This window comes from Elusimicrobiaceae bacterium (assembly GCA_028700325.1).
In the GTDB taxonomy this organism is placed as follows: Bacteria; Elusimicrobiota; Elusimicrobia; order Elusimicrobiales; family Elusimicrobiaceae; genus JAQVSV01.
Map to the genome: position 1 here is coordinate 1 of JAQVSV010000012.1, position 15,354 is coordinate 15,354.

12 protein-coding genes are annotated in these 15,354 nt (G+C 61.6%); all 12 read left to right on the forward strand.

Annotated features, from left to right (window positions below; translation table 11 throughout):
• The coding region (locus PHW69_02865; GenBank protein MDD4004129.1) for a hypothetical protein at window positions 1-246 on the forward strand (246 nt) is incomplete at its 5' end.
• Window positions 243-2,036, forward strand: a complete 1,794-nt coding sequence (locus PHW69_02870; GenBank protein ID MDD4004130.1) for an O-antigen ligase family protein — start codon at window positions 243-245, stop codon at window positions 2,034-2,036. The genes PHW69_02865 and PHW69_02870, both read left to right, overlap by 4 nt.
• A gap of 48 nt (window positions 2,037-2,084) precedes the next feature.
• The gene (locus PHW69_02875; GenBank protein MDD4004131.1) at window positions 2,085-3,080 is read left to right on the forward strand and encodes a lysylphosphatidylglycerol synthase transmembrane domain-containing protein; all 996 of its coding nucleotides are present in this window, start codon (window positions 2,085-2,087) and stop codon (window positions 3,078-3,080) included.
• The gene (locus PHW69_02880) at window positions 3,077-4,270 is read left to right on the forward strand and encodes a glycosyltransferase family 4 protein (protein MDD4004132.1); all 1,194 of its coding nucleotides are present in this window, start codon (window positions 3,077-3,079) and stop codon (window positions 4,268-4,270) included. Before PHW69_02875 ends, PHW69_02880 begins: the two co-directional genes overlap by 4 nt.
• Before the next feature lie 2 nt (window positions 4,271-4,272).
• A complete protein-coding gene (gene asnB / locus PHW69_02885; protein ID MDD4004133.1) occupies window positions 4,273-6,192 on the forward strand; it encodes an asparagine synthase (glutamine-hydrolyzing) in 1,920 nt (639 codons plus the stop codon).
• Window positions 6,193-6,260: 68 nt separating this feature from the next.
• Window positions 6,261-8,906 (forward strand): preprotein translocase subunit SecA, encoded by a 2,646-nt coding sequence (gene secA / locus PHW69_02890; protein MDD4004134.1) that lies wholly within the window; start codon window positions 6,261-6,263, stop codon window positions 8,904-8,906.
• A 41-nt stretch (window positions 8,907-8,947) separates the two neighbouring features.
• Window positions 8,948-10,558, forward strand: coding sequence for an apolipoprotein N-acyltransferase (gene lnt, locus PHW69_02895; protein ID MDD4004135.1), 1,611 nt, complete (start codon window positions 8,948-8,950; stop codon window positions 10,556-10,558).
• Window positions 10,555-11,454: a histone deacetylase gene (locus PHW69_02900; protein MDD4004136.1), complete on the forward strand. Its 900-nt coding sequence runs from the start codon at window positions 10,555-10,557 to the stop codon at window positions 11,452-11,454. Before lnt ends, PHW69_02900 begins: the two co-directional genes overlap by 4 nt.
• Before the next feature lie 49 nt (window positions 11,455-11,503).
• Window positions 11,504-12,652, forward strand: coding sequence for a peptide chain release factor 2 (gene prfB / locus PHW69_02905; GenBank protein ID MDD4004137.1), 1,149 nt, complete (start codon window positions 11,504-11,506; stop codon window positions 12,650-12,652).
• Complete coding sequence (locus PHW69_02910; protein ID MDD4004138.1) at window positions 12,645-13,727, forward strand: dipeptide epimerase; 1,083 nt, start codon at window positions 12,645-12,647, stop codon at window positions 13,725-13,727. Before prfB ends, PHW69_02910 begins: the two co-directional genes overlap by 8 nt.
• A gap of 613 nt (window positions 13,728-14,340) precedes the next feature.
• Window positions 14,341-14,778 (forward strand): 50S ribosomal protein L13, encoded by a 438-nt coding sequence (rplM, locus tag PHW69_02915; GenBank protein MDD4004139.1) that lies wholly within the window; start codon window positions 14,341-14,343, stop codon window positions 14,776-14,778.
• Between the two features lie 33 nt (window positions 14,779-14,811).
• Window positions 14,812-15,195 carry a 30S ribosomal protein S9 gene (rpsI, locus tag PHW69_02920; GenBank protein ID MDD4004140.1) on the forward strand — a complete coding sequence of 128 codons (384 nt, stop codon included), beginning with the start codon at window positions 14,812-14,814 and terminating at the stop codon, window positions 15,193-15,195.
• Window positions 15,196-15,354: the final 159 nt, after the last annotated feature.

Here is a 15,354-nt window from a genome sequence, read left to right on the forward strand (position 1 = left end):
CGCGAGCCGCGCTATCCCGCGCCGCGGCTGCTGATTGCGCGGGCTCGGCGCGCGCAGGCGGAGCGGGAGCATAATCTGCCGCTGCTGCTTGCGGCGGCGGTTTCCTATGAGCGCGCACTGGAACTGAACCCCTATCATATTCTCGCTTATGACGAACTGGCCGGCATTTACCGCATGACCGGCAACGGCCGTGCGCTGGCCGGGCTTGCCGCGCGGCGCGCGGGTTATGTAACGTGGACGAGATGACAGAATTTCGGAACGGTTCACCGGGTGAAACGGCGCGGGTTTGGCCCGCGCCGTTAAAACGCGTCATGCGGAGCATGGCGCGGCTCCGGCCGGGCCGTACCTCCGGCCCGGGCTGGTTCATTATCTGCTGGTGGGTTGCGCTTGCCGCCACCGGCGGAGGGTTTTCCGGCAGCGTGTCAGCTTCCGGGTTCATGGGCGGGCTGCCGTGGCGCTCTCTCTGGTGGTATGCGCTGGCCGGCGGGCTGTGGTGTGCCGCGCTTGGCGGACTGATACGGACGCCGGATCTTGAAACCATTCTGCGGCGGCCGGCTTTTCCGCTGTTTGCCGGATGGACCGGCCTTGCCGCGCTGTTTTCGCCGGAGCCGTTTCTGTCTGTCGAGCAGGCCGCGCTTGTTGTTACTGGCGGGCTGGTTTATTTTTCCGCGGCGGTTTCGTTTGACGAGGCTGACCGCGAGGCGTTTTTCAAAACACTTGTCTGCGCCGCGTTTGTCTGCGCCGCGCTGGTGCTGTGCGCGGGGCTGATAACGGGTCAGGCGTTCAGTAGCTGCGGGTTTCTTTTCCCGCCCGGCGTCAACTATACCGCCGGGCTTGTGGCGGCGGGCGCGGCGGCCGCGTTTTCGATGCTGTGCGATCCCGGCTATGATATCCGGTACAGGCGGGCCATGTGGATTTTCTGGGCGTTCATGACGGCGATGATCGTGCTGATGCGAAGCCGCGGCGCGCTGGCGGGCGAGCTGGCGGCGGTCATGATGGTGCTGGCTGTACGCGGGCGGTACCGGGTTCTGGCGGGGTTTGTGCTGGCGGGGCTTGCCGCTTTGGTTGTTATGCCGGGCGGCTGGCTGGGCTATCTGATCAAGGCGGACGACGCGTTCGCGTTCTCGCGCCCCGAGATCTGGAAAACCGCGCTTTCGGCGGCGCTAGACAACCCGCTGTTCGGGCTCGGGCCGGGCCGGTTCGAGCGGTATTTCCTTCTGCATCAGTTTCCTTCTTTTGACGGGTTTGTCTATTACGGACGCTATACCGGGCTGGCGCACTGCCAGCCGCTGCAGGTCGCGGCGGAGACGGGCGTGGCCGGCGCGGTCTTTTATTTGTGTTTTATCGCCGGCTCCTTTTTCCGCACCGTCCGGCTGGCGCAGCCGCAGATAAAAACGCTCGCGGCGGCGGCCGCGCTGTTTGCGGCGTCGCTGGTTTCGGAAACGTTGTTCCTGCCGGTCAATTTCATGCTGTTCATGCTGCTGCTGGGCGTGTGCGGGCCGCTGGGGCAGGCTGCACCGGAATCTGCCGGAAAAGCCGCGCGCGCCGTTCTTGCCCTTTTCGCCGCTTTGTGGGTTGCGGGTGCGGCGTGCGGGGTTTTTCGTATTCGCGCGGCCGGATCGGAAGATCCCGGCATTCTGGCCCGCGCCGCCGTGGTCTATCCGTATGACGCGCAGCTTTGGGCTTTGCGCGCTGCTTCTGCCGCGGCGGAAGGGCCCGGCAGCCTGTGCCGGGCGCGGGCGTTTATGGAACGCGCGGCGGAGCTGTACCCCACCAATGCGGTGTATCTGTACCGGCTGGCGGGTTTTGAGGCGGCGTCAGGCGACGTCGCCGCCGCGCGCGGCACCCTGCTCCGCGCCGCGCGGCTGGAGCCCAACTCGCCCGCGCTGAACGCCATGCTCGCGAAAACCGAGCTTGCGCTGGGCGACGCGCCTGCCGGGCGCGCGGCTCTGAAAAAGGCCGCGCTGAACGCGGCCCGGTTCGGCGGACTGAAACCGCGCGGCGGGTACGCCCGGATCCTGCTCGGCGGGAAATAATGCGCCGCGCGGCTGTATGCGGCTGTTAAAATATGGAATAATCTAACTATGAAAAAACAGCTTTCCATTGCGGTCGGATTTCTTTTAAGCGCGGGGCTTCTGTTTCTGGTTTTGCGGCAGCTGGACTATAAAATGGTGGCGCAGGCGTATGCCCATGTGAAAATGTGGCATGTGCTGGTGCTGGCGCTGGCGGTGATGGCCGATCTGGCGGTGCGGGGCCTGAGGTGGAAACTGCTGGTGTCGCCTGTGGTGGACGCGCCCGCGTTCACCATGATCAAGCTGGAAACGATCGGGCTGGCCATGAACAACGTCCTGCCGCTGCGGCTGGGCGAGCTGGCGCGCACCACGATAGGGGCAGGCGTGCTGAAAATCCCGTTCGTGACGCTGCTTTCGACTATCGTGGTCGAACGCGCTCTCGACACAATTTCTCTTGGCGTGATTTTTGTGCTGGCCGCGCGGTTCGCGTCGGGCCTTGAACTGGTTCAGCGCTATGGCGCGGCCGTGTGGGTTCTGCTTGGAGCAATGCTTGCGGGGCTTGCCGCGCTGGTGTTTATGGACGTGCTGATCGAGCGCAACACCGTGGTGCGCGGACTGGCCGGCCGGTTCCCCCGGCTCGGCGGGCTCGCGCGCAGGATCGCGGTTGGCGCGGAGGCGCTGCGCAAGCCCCGGCTGGCCGCGCTTATTCTGTTTCTGGGGTTCGGGCTGTGGGCGGTGAACGCGTTCGGTTACTACTGGGGTGCGAAAGCGATGGGCATAGAGCCGGCGGTCGGCTACGGGCGCGCGATGCTGGTGCTGTGCACGTCGGCGATTGCGGTGTCGGTGCCGGCGATGCCGGGTTATTTCGGCACGTTCGAGCTGGCGATCCAGCGCATCATGATGGCGTGGGGCGTGGACAAGGATCTGTCGTTTGCCTACGCCGCGTTCATGCACATAAACATTTATATCGTGATGACGCTGCTGGGTGTCATCTTCCTGTATCAGACGGGGCATTCGCTCGGCGGAGTGTGGAAACGGCTTTCCGGGCGCGAGGCTGATTCCCAATGAGCGCGGAAGCCGGAGCGCAGGATTACCGCGACATCTCCGCCGTGGTGGTGAGCGCGAGTTTATGGCCGCATATCGGCGGCGCGGAGCGGCAGGCGCTTGAGCAGGCGCGCTATCTGGCCGCGCACGGGGTGCCGGTGCGCATACTCACCCGCCGCCTGCCCGGCACGCTGAAAAAAGAAAAGGTGCGCGGGGTTGACGTGCTGCGGCTGCCCGCGTTGGGCACGGCCGGTTTCATCAATTCGCTTTCGTTCATGTTTTCGCTGTTGTGGTGGCTGGTGCGGCGGAGCGGCGAGTATGAGGTGATTCATGTGCATTTCGCGTCGTCGCCGGTTCTGCCGGCGTGTCTGGCGGGCCGCCTGCTGGGCAAGAAGGTGCTTGCCAAAATAGGCGGCGGGGTGGAGGTGGGCGAAATTCCCGCTTCGATGAAAACCGTGCAGGGCCGCCTCAAGCTGTGGGCGCTGCGGCGGTTCAGGCCGCAGTTTCTGATAGTGAACAGGGATATTCTGCCCGACATGCGCAAAGCCGGGCTGGATACCGAAACCGCGCTCTATTTTCCCAACGCGGTTGACACCGACGCCTTCACTCCGGCCGAGCCGGACGAAAAAGCGCGCCTGCGCCGGGAGCTGGGCCTGTCCGCCGGGCCGGTTTTTATTTTCACCGGCCGGTTCGCCGCCGAAAAACGGCTTGACTGGCTGGCCCGCGCGTGGGGCCGGGCGGTGAGCGAGGCGGGGCCGGACTGCAGGCCGGCGCTGCTGCTGGTGGGAGAGGGCGAGAAACGCCCGCTGATAGAGTCCGCGGCGCGCGATAACGGCGCGCTTGATAAAACTCTTTTCCTGACCGGCCGGCGCGACAACGTGCTGGACTATTACCGCGCGGCGGACGTGTTTGTGCTTACCTCGATGTCGGAGGGGCTGTCGAATTCGATGCTGGAGGCGATGGCGTGCGGGCTGCCGGTCGTGGCTTCCGCGCTCGCCGGCGCGATGGACGCCGTGCGGGACGGGCATAACGGGTTCCTGTTCAGGCAGGACGACGAAGCCGCGCTGCGCGCCATTCTGGTCCGGCTTATGAAAGAGCCGGAGCTGGCGCGCCGCGGCGGCGCGGCGGCGCGGACGGTCGCCGTAGAGCGGTTTCCGATGTCCGCGCTGGGTCCGAAACTTATCAGGCTGTATAAAGAAGCGGCGGGGAGCTAGCCATGTGCGGGATTTACGGAATTTTCAATTACGGATCCGGCCAGCCGGTCGGCGCGGAAACGCTCGACGGGATGGGCCGCGCCATGCTGCACCGCGGGCCGGACGACTCGGGCTCGTTCACCGACGGCGGACTCGGCATCGGGATGCGGCGGCTTTCGATCATAGACCTGTCCACCGGCCACCAGCCGCTTTCCAACGAGGACGGCTCGCTCTGGATCGTGTTCAACGGCGAAATATATAATTTCCATGAACTGCGTGACGCGCTGGTTAAACAGGGCCACAAATTCCGCACCCAGACCGACACAGAAGCGATCGTGCACCTGTACGAGCAATACGGGAAAAACTGCGTTGACCACCTGCGCGGGATGTTTGCGTTCGCCATCTGGGACAAGACCCGCAAAACCCTGTTCGCCGCGCGCGACCGGATCGGCAAAAAACCGTTTCTGTATTCCGATTGCGGCGGGCGGTTCGTGTTCGCGTCGGAATTTAAAGCGCTGTTCGCGGCGGGCGGAGTGCCGGGCGAAACGGACCCGGGGGCGATTGACCTGTTTCTTTCGCTCCAGTACATACCGAGCCCCCAGACCGTTTACCGCCATGTGCGAAAACTGCCGCCCGCGCACCGGCTGCTGCTCGAAAACGGCCGGCTGACTATAGAACCTTACTGGGATCTGCCGCTTGACGCCGAACCGCTGAAGGCGCCGGCGGAAGAACTGAAGGAAATGATTGTGAGCGAGCTGCGTGAGTCGGTGCGGCTGCGGATGATTGCGGACGTGCCGCTCGGGGCGTTTCTGTCCGGCGGGGTGGACTCGTCGGTTATAGTAGCGCTCATGAGCGAACTGAGCGACCGGCCGGTGAAAACCTTTTCGATCGGGTTCGATGTCGCCGAGTACACCGAAACCCGTTACGCCAGAATGGTGGCCGACAGGTACGGCTGCGAACACCGGGAATTCACCGTCAAGCCCGATATGGCGGGCATTCTGCCGAAGCTGGTGTCGCATTACGGGGAGCCGTACGCCGACCCTTCCGCCCTGCCGTCTTATTATGTGGCGCATGAAACGCGCAAGCATGTCACCGTCGCGCTCAACGGCGACGGCGGCGACGAGAACTTTGCCGGCTACCTGCGCTATCTGGCGATGAATCTGGGGCATTACTGGGATTATCTGCCCCAGCCTTTGCGCCGGGCGGCGGCAGCCGCCGCGGAATTCCTGCCCGAGCATAACGCGCCCAAAAGCATTTTCTGGCGCGGCAAGCGGTTCCTGCGTTCGACCGTGTTTTCCGATTTCAAAAGGCGGCACCTGAAAATGCTCTGCTATTTCTCGGAAGACGAAAAAGCCGGCCTGTACAGCGATAAATTCAAAGCACTTCTGTCCGGCGGAACCGGCGGCCCGCAGGGCTATATAGACGGGTTTTACCGGACCGCGCAGGCGGCCGATTTCATCAACCGGATGCTGTATGTGGACATGAAGTCCTACCTGCCCGAATGCCTGATGACCAAAATTGATATCGCCACGATGGCCAATTCGCTGGAGGGCAGGTCACCCCTGCTCGACCACAAGTTCATGGAGCTGGTTTTCCGCATACCCGGCAAATACAAACTGCATAACGTCACCGGCAGCAAGTGGCTGCTTAAAGAGGCTTTCAGGGATAAACTGCCGCCCGCGATAACCCGGCGCGGCAAGATGGGGTTCGGCATTCCGCTGGGCCCGTGGTTCCGGGGCGAACTGAAAAAGTTCTGGGAGGAACACTGCCTGAGTTCCGAAGCCTTGAACCGGGGTTATTTCAGGCCTGAAACCGTGCAACGCTACTGGGACGAGCACCAGAGCGGCAAACGCGACCACGGGTACCGCCTGTGGGCGCTATTGATGCTGGAACTGTGGCATGAGGACGCCCGGCTTGTCATTGGCGGCGGTAAAATAGTTTAATGTGTTTATAGAGGCTCCGCTTAACGGGGCCGCCGGCGTGTCTGCTGCGCCGCGATCAAGGATTTTCCATGCTGATGAAAATTATCGAAGGTTTTATAGGTACCAAGAGCGAACGGGACCTGAAAAAATTTCAGCCTAAAATTGATCTCATCAACGCGCTGGAGCCGGAATTCAAAGCGCTGACCGACGAGGAGCTTAAAGCCAAAACCGACGAGTTCCGCGCGCGCCTTGAAGACGGCGAAACGCTGGACGATATCCTGCCGGAAGCTTTCGCGGCGGTGCGGGAAGCGGCGTTTCGCGCGATCGGCCTGCGGCCTTACGACGTGCAGATGATGGGCGGCATGGTATTGCATTCCGGGCGGATCGCGGAAATGAGAACCGGCGAAGGAAAAACACTGGTGGCCACACTGCCCGTGTACCTCAACGCCATTTCGGGCAAGGGCGTGCATGTCGTCACCGTCAACGATTATCTGGCCCGGCGCGACAGCCAGTGGATGGGGCCGGTATACAGGTTTCTGGGCCTGACTGTCGGTTGCATTTCAAACGACATGCCGAATCATGAACGCGTCGAGAACTACCGCCGCGACATCACCTATGTGACGAACAACGAAGTGGGGTTCGATTATCTGCGCGACAACATGGTGATCCGCCGGGAAGACCGGGTTCTGCGCCAGCTCAACTATGCGGTGATAGACGAAGTGGACTCCATTCTGGTGGACGAGGCGCGCACCCCGCTTATCATTTCCGGCCCGGCGGAGGAAAGCACCGAGAAATACCATCTGGTCAACCGGATCATTCCCAGTCTTAAAGTGCGGTTCGTGACCGACAAGGAAGAAGTGGAAGCCAAATACAGCGGCGCTGACCTGACGACGGGGTTTGACGCGATAGTGGACGAGAAAGCGCATTCCGTTACGCTTACCGACGAAGGCGTGGCGAAAGCCGAAAAATTTCTGGGCGTTACGAATATTTACGACGATGTGCAGGGCGAGTGGATCCACCATATCACGCAGGCCCTGCGCGCGCACCACCTGTACAAGCTCGACACCGCGTATGTGGTGAAAGAAGGCGAAATCATCATCGTTGACGAATTCACCGGCCGGCTGATGCCCGGGCGCCGCTGGTCGGACGGGCTGCACCAGGCGGTGGAAGCCAAGGAGAACCTCCGCATCAAAGAGGAGAACCAGACTCTCGCCACCATCACCTTCCAGAATTTCTTCAAGCTCTACGGCAAAGCTTCCGGCATGACCGGCACCGCGATGACCGAGGCGGACGAACTGTGGGAGATTTACAAGCTCGAGGTGGTCGAGATCCCAACCAACAAACCCTGCGTGCGCGTGGATCACCCGGACGCGGTGTACCGCACCGAGCGCGAAAAAATCAACGCCATTATCGCCGATATCGAGGATTGCTGGAAACGCGGCCAGCCGGTGCTGGTGGGCACGCGCTCCATTGATAAATCGGAGAAACTGTCCAATCACCTGCGCGCCAGAGGCATTCCGCACAAGGTGCTGAACGCCAAGTATCACGAGATGGAGGCCGAAATCATCGCGCAGGCGGGCCGCAAGGGCGCGGTGACGATCGCCACCAACATGGCCGGCCGCGGAACCGATATCGTGCTGGGCGGAAACCCGCAGGTGGAAGGCGAGGCGGAGCACGTCGGCAGGGAAGGCGGGCTGCATGTGCTGGGCAGCGAACGGCACGAGTCGCGCCGGATAGACAACCAGCTGCGCGGCCGCTGCGCCCGGCAGGGCGATCCCGGCAGCACGCGGTTTTATCTCGCGCTCGACGACGAGCTTATGCGGCTGTTCGGCTCGGACCGGATTTCGGGAATTATGGAATGGGCGGGCATGGAGGAGGGCGAGGCGATCGAGTCGCGCCTGATCTCGCGGCAGATCGAGTCGGCGCAGCGCCGGGTCGAGTCGCACAACTTCGACATCCGCAAACGCCTGCTCGATTACGACAAGGTGATGAACCGCCAGCGGTCTGCCATCTACGCCCTGCGCAACTCCATTCTGGACGGGAACGACGAATCGGAACGGATTTCCCAGATGCTCGGCGAGGTGATTGCGGACAGTTTCGCCAAATGGGCGCCGGAGGGCGAATACGCCGCCGCGTGGGATCATGAGAGTTTCGGCGCGTTTTATCTGCGCACGTTCGGGCTGGCGGTGGACTTGAATTCGGACGAGAACATGAAATTGTCGCGTCCCGCGCTTATCGAAGCGGTGACCGGCCGGGTTACGGAAATGCATCAGGCGCGGATCGCCGCGTTTGCCGAGCAGGGAGTTGATTTCAAGGAAATCGAGCGGATGCTGCTGCTGCAGCTGCTGGATCAGGCGTGGAAGAATCATCTGTACGAACTGGACCACCTGCAAAAGAGCGTGGGCCTGCGCGCCTACGGGCAGAAAGACCCGCTGATCGAGTACCAGAAAGAGTCGTTTGCGCTTTACAGCGCGATGCTTGACCGGGTGCGCGACCAGGTGGTGGATTATCTGTTCAAGATCCAGCTGCCGCCGCGCCGGGTGGAACCTCCGCCGATGCGCCGGCCCGAAAACCGGCTGGCGCAAGATAATACGCTCAGCCCCCGGCATTCGCCGGCGCCGCTGATGCGGCCTGAACCGGAGCAGGTGGATTATAAAAAACGGATCGGCCGGAACGATCCCTGCCCATGCGGCAGCGGCAAGAAATTCAAAAAGTGCTGCGGTAAAAACGCCTGACGGGGCTTATGCCCCCGGCGCGGCCGCAGAATCAGGAAGAAATGACTTCTGTAACGCACGCCGGCACCAGCAAGGTGCCGGCGTTTTATTTAGACAGGCGGCAGCTCGCCTGCGCGGTGTCCGCAGCCGCGCTGGGCGTTCTGGCGTATCCGAAAGCGGGGATCAGCCTGTTCGGCTGGCTTATGTGCGCGCCTCTCGGCATGGGCGCGCTGCGCTGCCGCGGCGCGCTTAACGCCGCGTTTTACGGCTGGCTGGGCGGGTTTGTTTTTTATGCGGGCCTGCTGTACTGGCTGGCGCCGACCTGTGTCGCCGGCGGCCTTAATCCGGCGCTTGCCGCGCTGGCGCTTGTGTGTCTTGCCGCGTTGCTCGCCATCGAATGGCTGGTTTTTTCGGCTGCGCTGTACCGGTTTAAAAACAGCGGCGCCTGGTTTGCGCTCGCGGCGGCGCTGTGCTGGGTCTGCATGGAATGGGTCAAGCAGCTGGCGGCTCGGCATGCGGTATGGTTTCCGTGGTTCATGCTGGGGTACACCCAGTACAAAAACCCGGCGGTTTTGCAGACTGCGGCTTTCACGGGCGTGTACGGCGTCAGTTTCCTGCTCGCGTTTTTCGGGTTCGGCGCGGGGTTTGTTTTTACGCGGGGCCGCCAGTGGCGCAGGGCCGCGCTGGTTTCGTTTCTGCCCGCTCTGGTACTGGGCGTCGTGGTATGGTGCGCCGGTGTTGCGCGGCTGAAACACGCGCCGCCGCAGGGTGATTCGGTGCCCACCCCGGCCGCACTGCCCGACAGCGATCCGGCTTATGAAGCGCCCATTTACAATGTGGCGGTTTTGCAGCCCAATATCGAGCAGTACCGCAAATGGGACGCGCAGTTTGAAGCGTTCATCTATAACCGCCTCTCCGCCCAGATTGAACTGCTAAGCCGGGCGCGGCCCGTGGCGCTTGAATTTGTGCTGTGGCCGGAAAGCGCGGTGCCGGGTTATATTGAAACGGCGCGGTACGGCGGGCTGGTTGCGGCCGCCGCCAGGAAAACCGGGGCCGCGCAGATTCTCGGCGCGCCGTCGTCCGCGCGCGGGCGGACGGTGTCGGCTTTCCTGTTTGACAAAACCGGCGCGCAGGCCGGCGCGTACGACAAGCGCAAACTGGTTCCGTTCGGCGAATACGTGCCGCTGCGCGGCTTGCTGGGAAGATTCGCCGGCGTGCTCAATCAGCTGGGCGAGTTCGAGCCGGGCGCAAAGAACCAGCCGCTGATGAAAACCGAACACGCGGCTATTGGCGCGGGGATCTGTTACGAGGCTATTTTTCCTTATTTATGGCGCGAGCGCGCGGCTCGCGGCGCGCAGGTTTTTGTCAGCATGACCAACGACGGCTGGTATCTGAAAACCGCCGGGCCGTACCAGCATTTCGCGGCGAACGTGCTGCGCGCGGTGGAAAACGGCGTGCCGCTGGTGCGCGCGGCCAATACCGGCATCTCCGGCGGGATTGACCGCTGGGGGCGCATTGTCGTCGCTTCGGATCTGGATTCCTGCAATGTGCTGATCGTGCCCGTGCGCGCGGCGCGGCGCACACCGTACGCAAAAGCGGGGGACTGGTTTGCCGCGTTATGCGCATTTCTGCTGTGCGCCGGCGCGTGGCGGCTGGGGACGGCGAAAAAATGAAAATAGTCGTCAGTCCGCGTTATACGGCGGCGGTGCCGGGCCACAATTTCATAAACGCCAAGTTTTACCAGACCGCGCTTGAGCTTGCGGCGCGCGGCGTTATTTCGGCCGATATGATTATCGAGCCGGACCTGCCCGACCGGGAAACCCTTTTGCTGGCCCACTCGCCGGACTGGACTGACCGGGTTTTGAACAACGCGCTCACCGCTGAAGAGATCGCCGCGGCCGAACACCCGTTCACGCCGGAAATTTCAAGCGCGCATCAGCTGGCCTGCACGGGCGGAGTGCTGGCCGCGGGGCTGGCGCTTAAAGCGGGGCTGGGCCTGCATTGCGGGGGCGGCGGCCACCACGCGGGTTTTTCGCGGGGCGGCGGGTACTGTTTTTTAAACGATATCGCCGTGGCGGTCAACTGGGCGCGCCGGCGCGGCGGGATCAGAAAAGCCGCCGTGATTGATCTGGACGCGCATCAGGGCGACGGAACCGCCGGGATTTTTTCCGCCGAGCCCGACGTCTTCACGTTTTCCATGCATAACGGGAACATTTTCCCACAGCCGCCGGTTCCGGGCGATCTGGATATCCCGCTCGAACCCGGCACGGGTGGCGCGGAGTATCTGGCGAAACTCGAGCCCGCGCTGGAACGGGTTTTCGAGTCCGGTCCGGAATTCGTGATGTATCTCGCCGGAGCCGATTGTTTCAGGGACGACCGGCTGGGCGGGCTGGCGCTCTCCGCAGAGGAGCTGCGGCGGCGCGACGAGTTGGTGTTTTCGGCCTGCTTAAAGCGCGGAATTCCGGTCGCGGTCGCGCTTGGCGGCGGCTACGCGCGGAATCCGGGCGACACCGTGCGCCTGCACGCCAACACGCTGGAAGCGGGGCTGGCGGTTTACGGATTTTTGTGACCGGGCGGGCCGCATCTCATTTAAAAATCATCTTCTAACGGAGCAACCGATGGCACAGGAACATATAGATTTTTCCGATGTTGAAAACAAAACCGCCGCGCTGGCAAGGAAGCTCGATAATCTTGAGTCGCTTCTGGACATCGCCGGCAAGAAAAAAGAGATCGCAAGGAAAGAGGCTGAAACCACCGTGGACGGGTTTTGGGACGACACCGGATCCGCGGGCAAGGTTTCCAAGGAGCTGGCGGATCTCAAGCGCGAAGTCGGCCGGTTTGAAAAAGTGAAAGCGGGGCTGGGCGATGTGTCAGCCCATTGCGAGCTGGCCCGCGAACTGGGCGATATTGCGGAACTGCCCGAAGCGCTTAAAGCCGCGCAGGAACTGGAAAAAACGGTCGAACTGATAGATTTCGAGCTGAAACTTTCCGGCCCCAGCGACAGGTGCAGCGCTATTTTAAGCGTGCACGCCGGAGCCGGCGGCACCGAAGCGTGCGACTGGGCGGATATGCTGCTGCGCATGTACCAGCGCTGGGCCGAGCAGCGCGGGTTCGGGTTCAAGATCACCGACCATCTCGCCGGGGAAGGCGCGGGCGTGCGCAACGTCACGGCGTTTGTGGAGGGCCGGTACGCCTACGGCTATCTGAAAAGCGAAATGGGAGTGCACCGGCTCGTGCGGATTTCCCCGTTCGACGCGAACAAGCGGCGGCACACTTCGTTCGCGTCGTGCGACGTGCTGCCTGAAATGGAGGATGATATTGATATCAAGATAGAGGACCGCGACATCAAGCTCGATACCTACCGGTCCGGCGGCGCGGGCGGACAGAACGTCAACAAGGTGGAAACCGCGGTGCGGATAACGCATATTCCGTCCGGCGTGGTGATCGCCTGCCAGAGCGAGCGTTCCCAGCACCAGAACCGCGAAACCGCGATGAAGATGCTCAAGGCCCGGCTGTTTGAAATGGAGATGGACAAGAAACGCTCCGAAGCCGAGCGTCATTACGGCGAAAAAGGCGCGATCGCGTGGGGCAACCAGATCCGTTCGTATGTGTTCATGCCGTACCAGCTGGTCAAGGACACCCGCACCGGCGAGGAAACTTCCGATATAGCGGGCGTGATGGACGGCAGGCTTGATCCGTTCATGCAGGCCTATCTTGAATGGCGCGTTTCCGGCGTCAAAAAACAGGGGTCAGGCCGCGATGACTGACACTATAATACAATCCGTTTCCGTGCGGCCGCTGTCGGCCGCGCTCAACCAGCCGTTCCGCATAGCCACCGGTTCGCACGCGCGGCTTGAAAACGCGCTGGTTTCCGTCACGCTGGCCGACGGGACTTCCGGGCACGGCGAAGCCGCGCCCGCGCCGCATATCACCGGCGAAACGCTCGCGGCCACCTTAAATGCCCTGCGCAAAATGGCCGCCCGGCTGGCGGGCCGCAGCTGCGCCGATTACTGGCGGCTGGCGCACGAGCTGCGCGAGGAGTTTCCGCTTAACCATGCCGCTTCAACCGCCGCCGAAATGGCGGTTCTGGACGCGCTTGCCCGGCATCTTGAAATGCCGCTGCGCGATTTTTTCGGGCCGGGCCGTACGAACCCCGTGATAGACATGACGGTGGTTATCGGTTCGGTGGCGGAGGCCGGCAGGTCGGCCGCCGCGATTTACAGGCGCGGAATCCGCGCTTTTAAAATAAAAGTGGGCTGCGATTTCGACGAGGACATAAACCGCGTGCTGGCCGTGCATAAAGCCGGGCGGGGCAGTCCCGTCTATCTCGACGCGAACGAGGGGTTTGACGCCGGTCAGTCGCTGGCGTTTCTTGCCGCGCTGAAAAAGCACGGGGTTGTGCCGGCATTTGTGGAACAGCCGGTCAGACGCGGCGACTGGGAGGGGCTTGCAAAAGTCACCCGGTACGCGGGCGGAATCGGCTGCTGCGTGGGCACCGACGAAACGGTGCAGAACCCGGACGACGCCGCGCGCGTTATCCGCACAAAAGCCGCGCACGCGATCAACCTGAAAACGATGAAGTTCGGGTTGCTCGGCTCGATGGAGCTGGCGCGGCTCGCCCAAGCGGCGGGGCTGAAGCTGATGATCGGCGGGATGATGGAAAGCGCGCTTTCGATGACGGCTTCGGCCCAGCTCGCGTCCGGCGTCGGCGGGTTCAGTTTTTTTGATCTGGACACGCCGCTTTTCATAAAGGATCGCGTCATGGCCGGCTGCACTCTTGCCTCCTGCGGAGTTTACCGGCTGGAAAAGATCAAAGCGGGCATCGGCGTCACGCCGGCGTAACGGACCAGACTGCATGATAGCAGGAACTTTTGCAGGACTGTTTTAATGGCGCAGTTTTTAGGTTTTTACCGGGAACCCCGGGATATTGACATATAACCGGGATTCCAGGGATTATCACTTTGGGGAATTTCATATTCCAAACAGCGCTTTTCTTCGGGAACGGGCATTGGATAAAATGGTTTTTCAAGTCATGCAACCGCGAAATAATCAATATAGTCACGAAATACATGCGGGCGGGGATGGAGGAAACATAGGTGACGGAAGCGGCAATGGTTTTCGATAAACTCCTCTCCCGGCTGTCATAAATGGCAAAACGGAGCGCCTCAAAACGGAGTCCTGTATTTGTTTTGCACACTTTTTGCCCTGGCGGGCGGATTGCAAATAACCGGCTGTATTGTGCTATAATATAAAAAGACGGAGGGCGGCTGTTCTGACGCTGCTTGGTTCCGCGCGTTCGTTCCGCCCCGAATGAGCGTTTGCGGCCCGGCAGTGCCGGCCCGAGGCTCCCGGTTGTTTGGGGGGGCGCGGGGTTTGCCAAACCCGCGCATTGCGCGCGGCACAATATTGCGCCGCTCAGCCGTTAAAACTAACAGGAAGTGACAAGCGTAAAATTATGCACAAGACCTACTTACCTTCAGTGAATGAAGTTGAAGCCTCGCGCAAATGGCATTTTATTGACGCCTCCTCCGATTCTCTCGGCCGGGTCGCCACCAAAATAGCCGGACTGCTCGTGGGCAAGCACAAAGTATTTTTCACCCCTCATATGGACTGCGGCGATTTCGTGGTCGTCACCAACGCGGACAAACTGCGGGTGACGGGCAACAAATCAGAGGACAAGTTCTACTTCCACCACACTGGTTACAGAGACGGGGCGAAAGTCGTGCCGTTCAGACGCCAGATGGAGAAAGATTCCACCAGGGTCATCGAACTGGCGGTCAAGAGAATGCTTGAAGCCAACAAGCTTCGAGCTCCCCGCCTCAAACGGCTGAAAGTGTACGCCAATGATGTTACGCCCTTCGCGCACCGCATGGGCGAGAAAGTGGAGAAGTAAAAAGGAATGTCCAATATGACCGATATAACCGAAATGAAATCCAGAACCGGCCGCCGGAAAACCTCCGTGGCGCAGGTTAAACTGCAGGAAGGCAAAGGCGCGGTGGTTGTCAACGAAAAACCGCTCGCCGAATATTTCCGCGGCTGCGAACGCTATCAGAAGACGGTGTCCGCTCCCATCACGCTTGTTGAAGAAGGCGGAAAATACGATTACAACGCAAAAGTCAACGGCGGCGGCATCTCCAGCCAGGCGGGCGCGCTGCGCCATGCCATCGCCCGCGCGCTGGCCGACATGAGCGACGAAATTCACGGCGCGATGAAAAAAGCCGGGTATCTGACCCGCGATTCCAGAATGGTGGAACGCAAGAAACCGGGTCAGCCGAAAGCGAGAAAACGGTTCCAGTATTCGAAGCGTTAATTCCGGAGCAGTTTGAGCGGTTGAAAGCCGGACGGGTTTTCCCCGTCCGGCTTTTTACAAATTCCGCTCATGAAAACCCGGTGCCGGCCCGGCATAATGATTGCCGGCATGGCTCAAGCGGGGCAAACGGAGTCCGGACCAAAAGAACCCCCCCGGCTT

What these genes read in the sequence shown, in the direction of transcription:
- PHW69_02870 (MDD4004130.1), top strand. Translation starts at nt 243, where the DNA reads ATGACAGAATTTCGGAACGGTTCACCGGGTGAAACGGCGCGGGTTTGG.
- PHW69_02875 (MDD4004131.1), top strand. Translation starts at nt 2,085, where the DNA reads ATGAAAAAACAGCTTTCCATTGCGGTCGGATTTCTTTTAAGCGCGGGG.
- PHW69_02880 (MDD4004132.1), top strand. Translation starts at nt 3,077, where the DNA reads ATGAGCGCGGAAGCCGGAGCGCAGGATTACCGCGACATCTCCGCCGTG.
- asnB (MDD4004133.1), top strand. Translation starts at nt 4,273, where the DNA reads ATGTGCGGGATTTACGGAATTTTCAATTACGGATCCGGCCAGCCGGTC.
- secA (MDD4004134.1), top strand. Translation starts at nt 6,261, where the DNA reads ATGCTGATGAAAATTATCGAAGGTTTTATAGGTACCAAGAGCGAACGG.
- lnt (MDD4004135.1), top strand. Translation starts at nt 8,948, where the DNA reads ATGACTTCTGTAACGCACGCCGGCACCAGCAAGGTGCCGGCGTTTTAT.
- PHW69_02900 (MDD4004136.1), top strand. Translation starts at nt 10,555, where the DNA reads ATGAAAATAGTCGTCAGTCCGCGTTATACGGCGGCGGTGCCGGGCCAC.
- prfB (MDD4004137.1), top strand. Translation starts at nt 11,504, where the DNA reads ATGGCACAGGAACATATAGATTTTTCCGATGTTGAAAACAAAACCGCC.
- PHW69_02910 (MDD4004138.1), top strand. Translation starts at nt 12,645, where the DNA reads ATGACTGACACTATAATACAATCCGTTTCCGTGCGGCCGCTGTCGGCC.
- rplM (MDD4004139.1), top strand. Translation starts at nt 14,341, where the DNA reads ATGCACAAGACCTACTTACCTTCAGTGAATGAAGTTGAAGCCTCGCGC.
- rpsI (MDD4004140.1), top strand. Translation starts at nt 14,812, where the DNA reads ATGAAATCCAGAACCGGCCGCCGGAAAACCTCCGTGGCGCAGGTTAAA.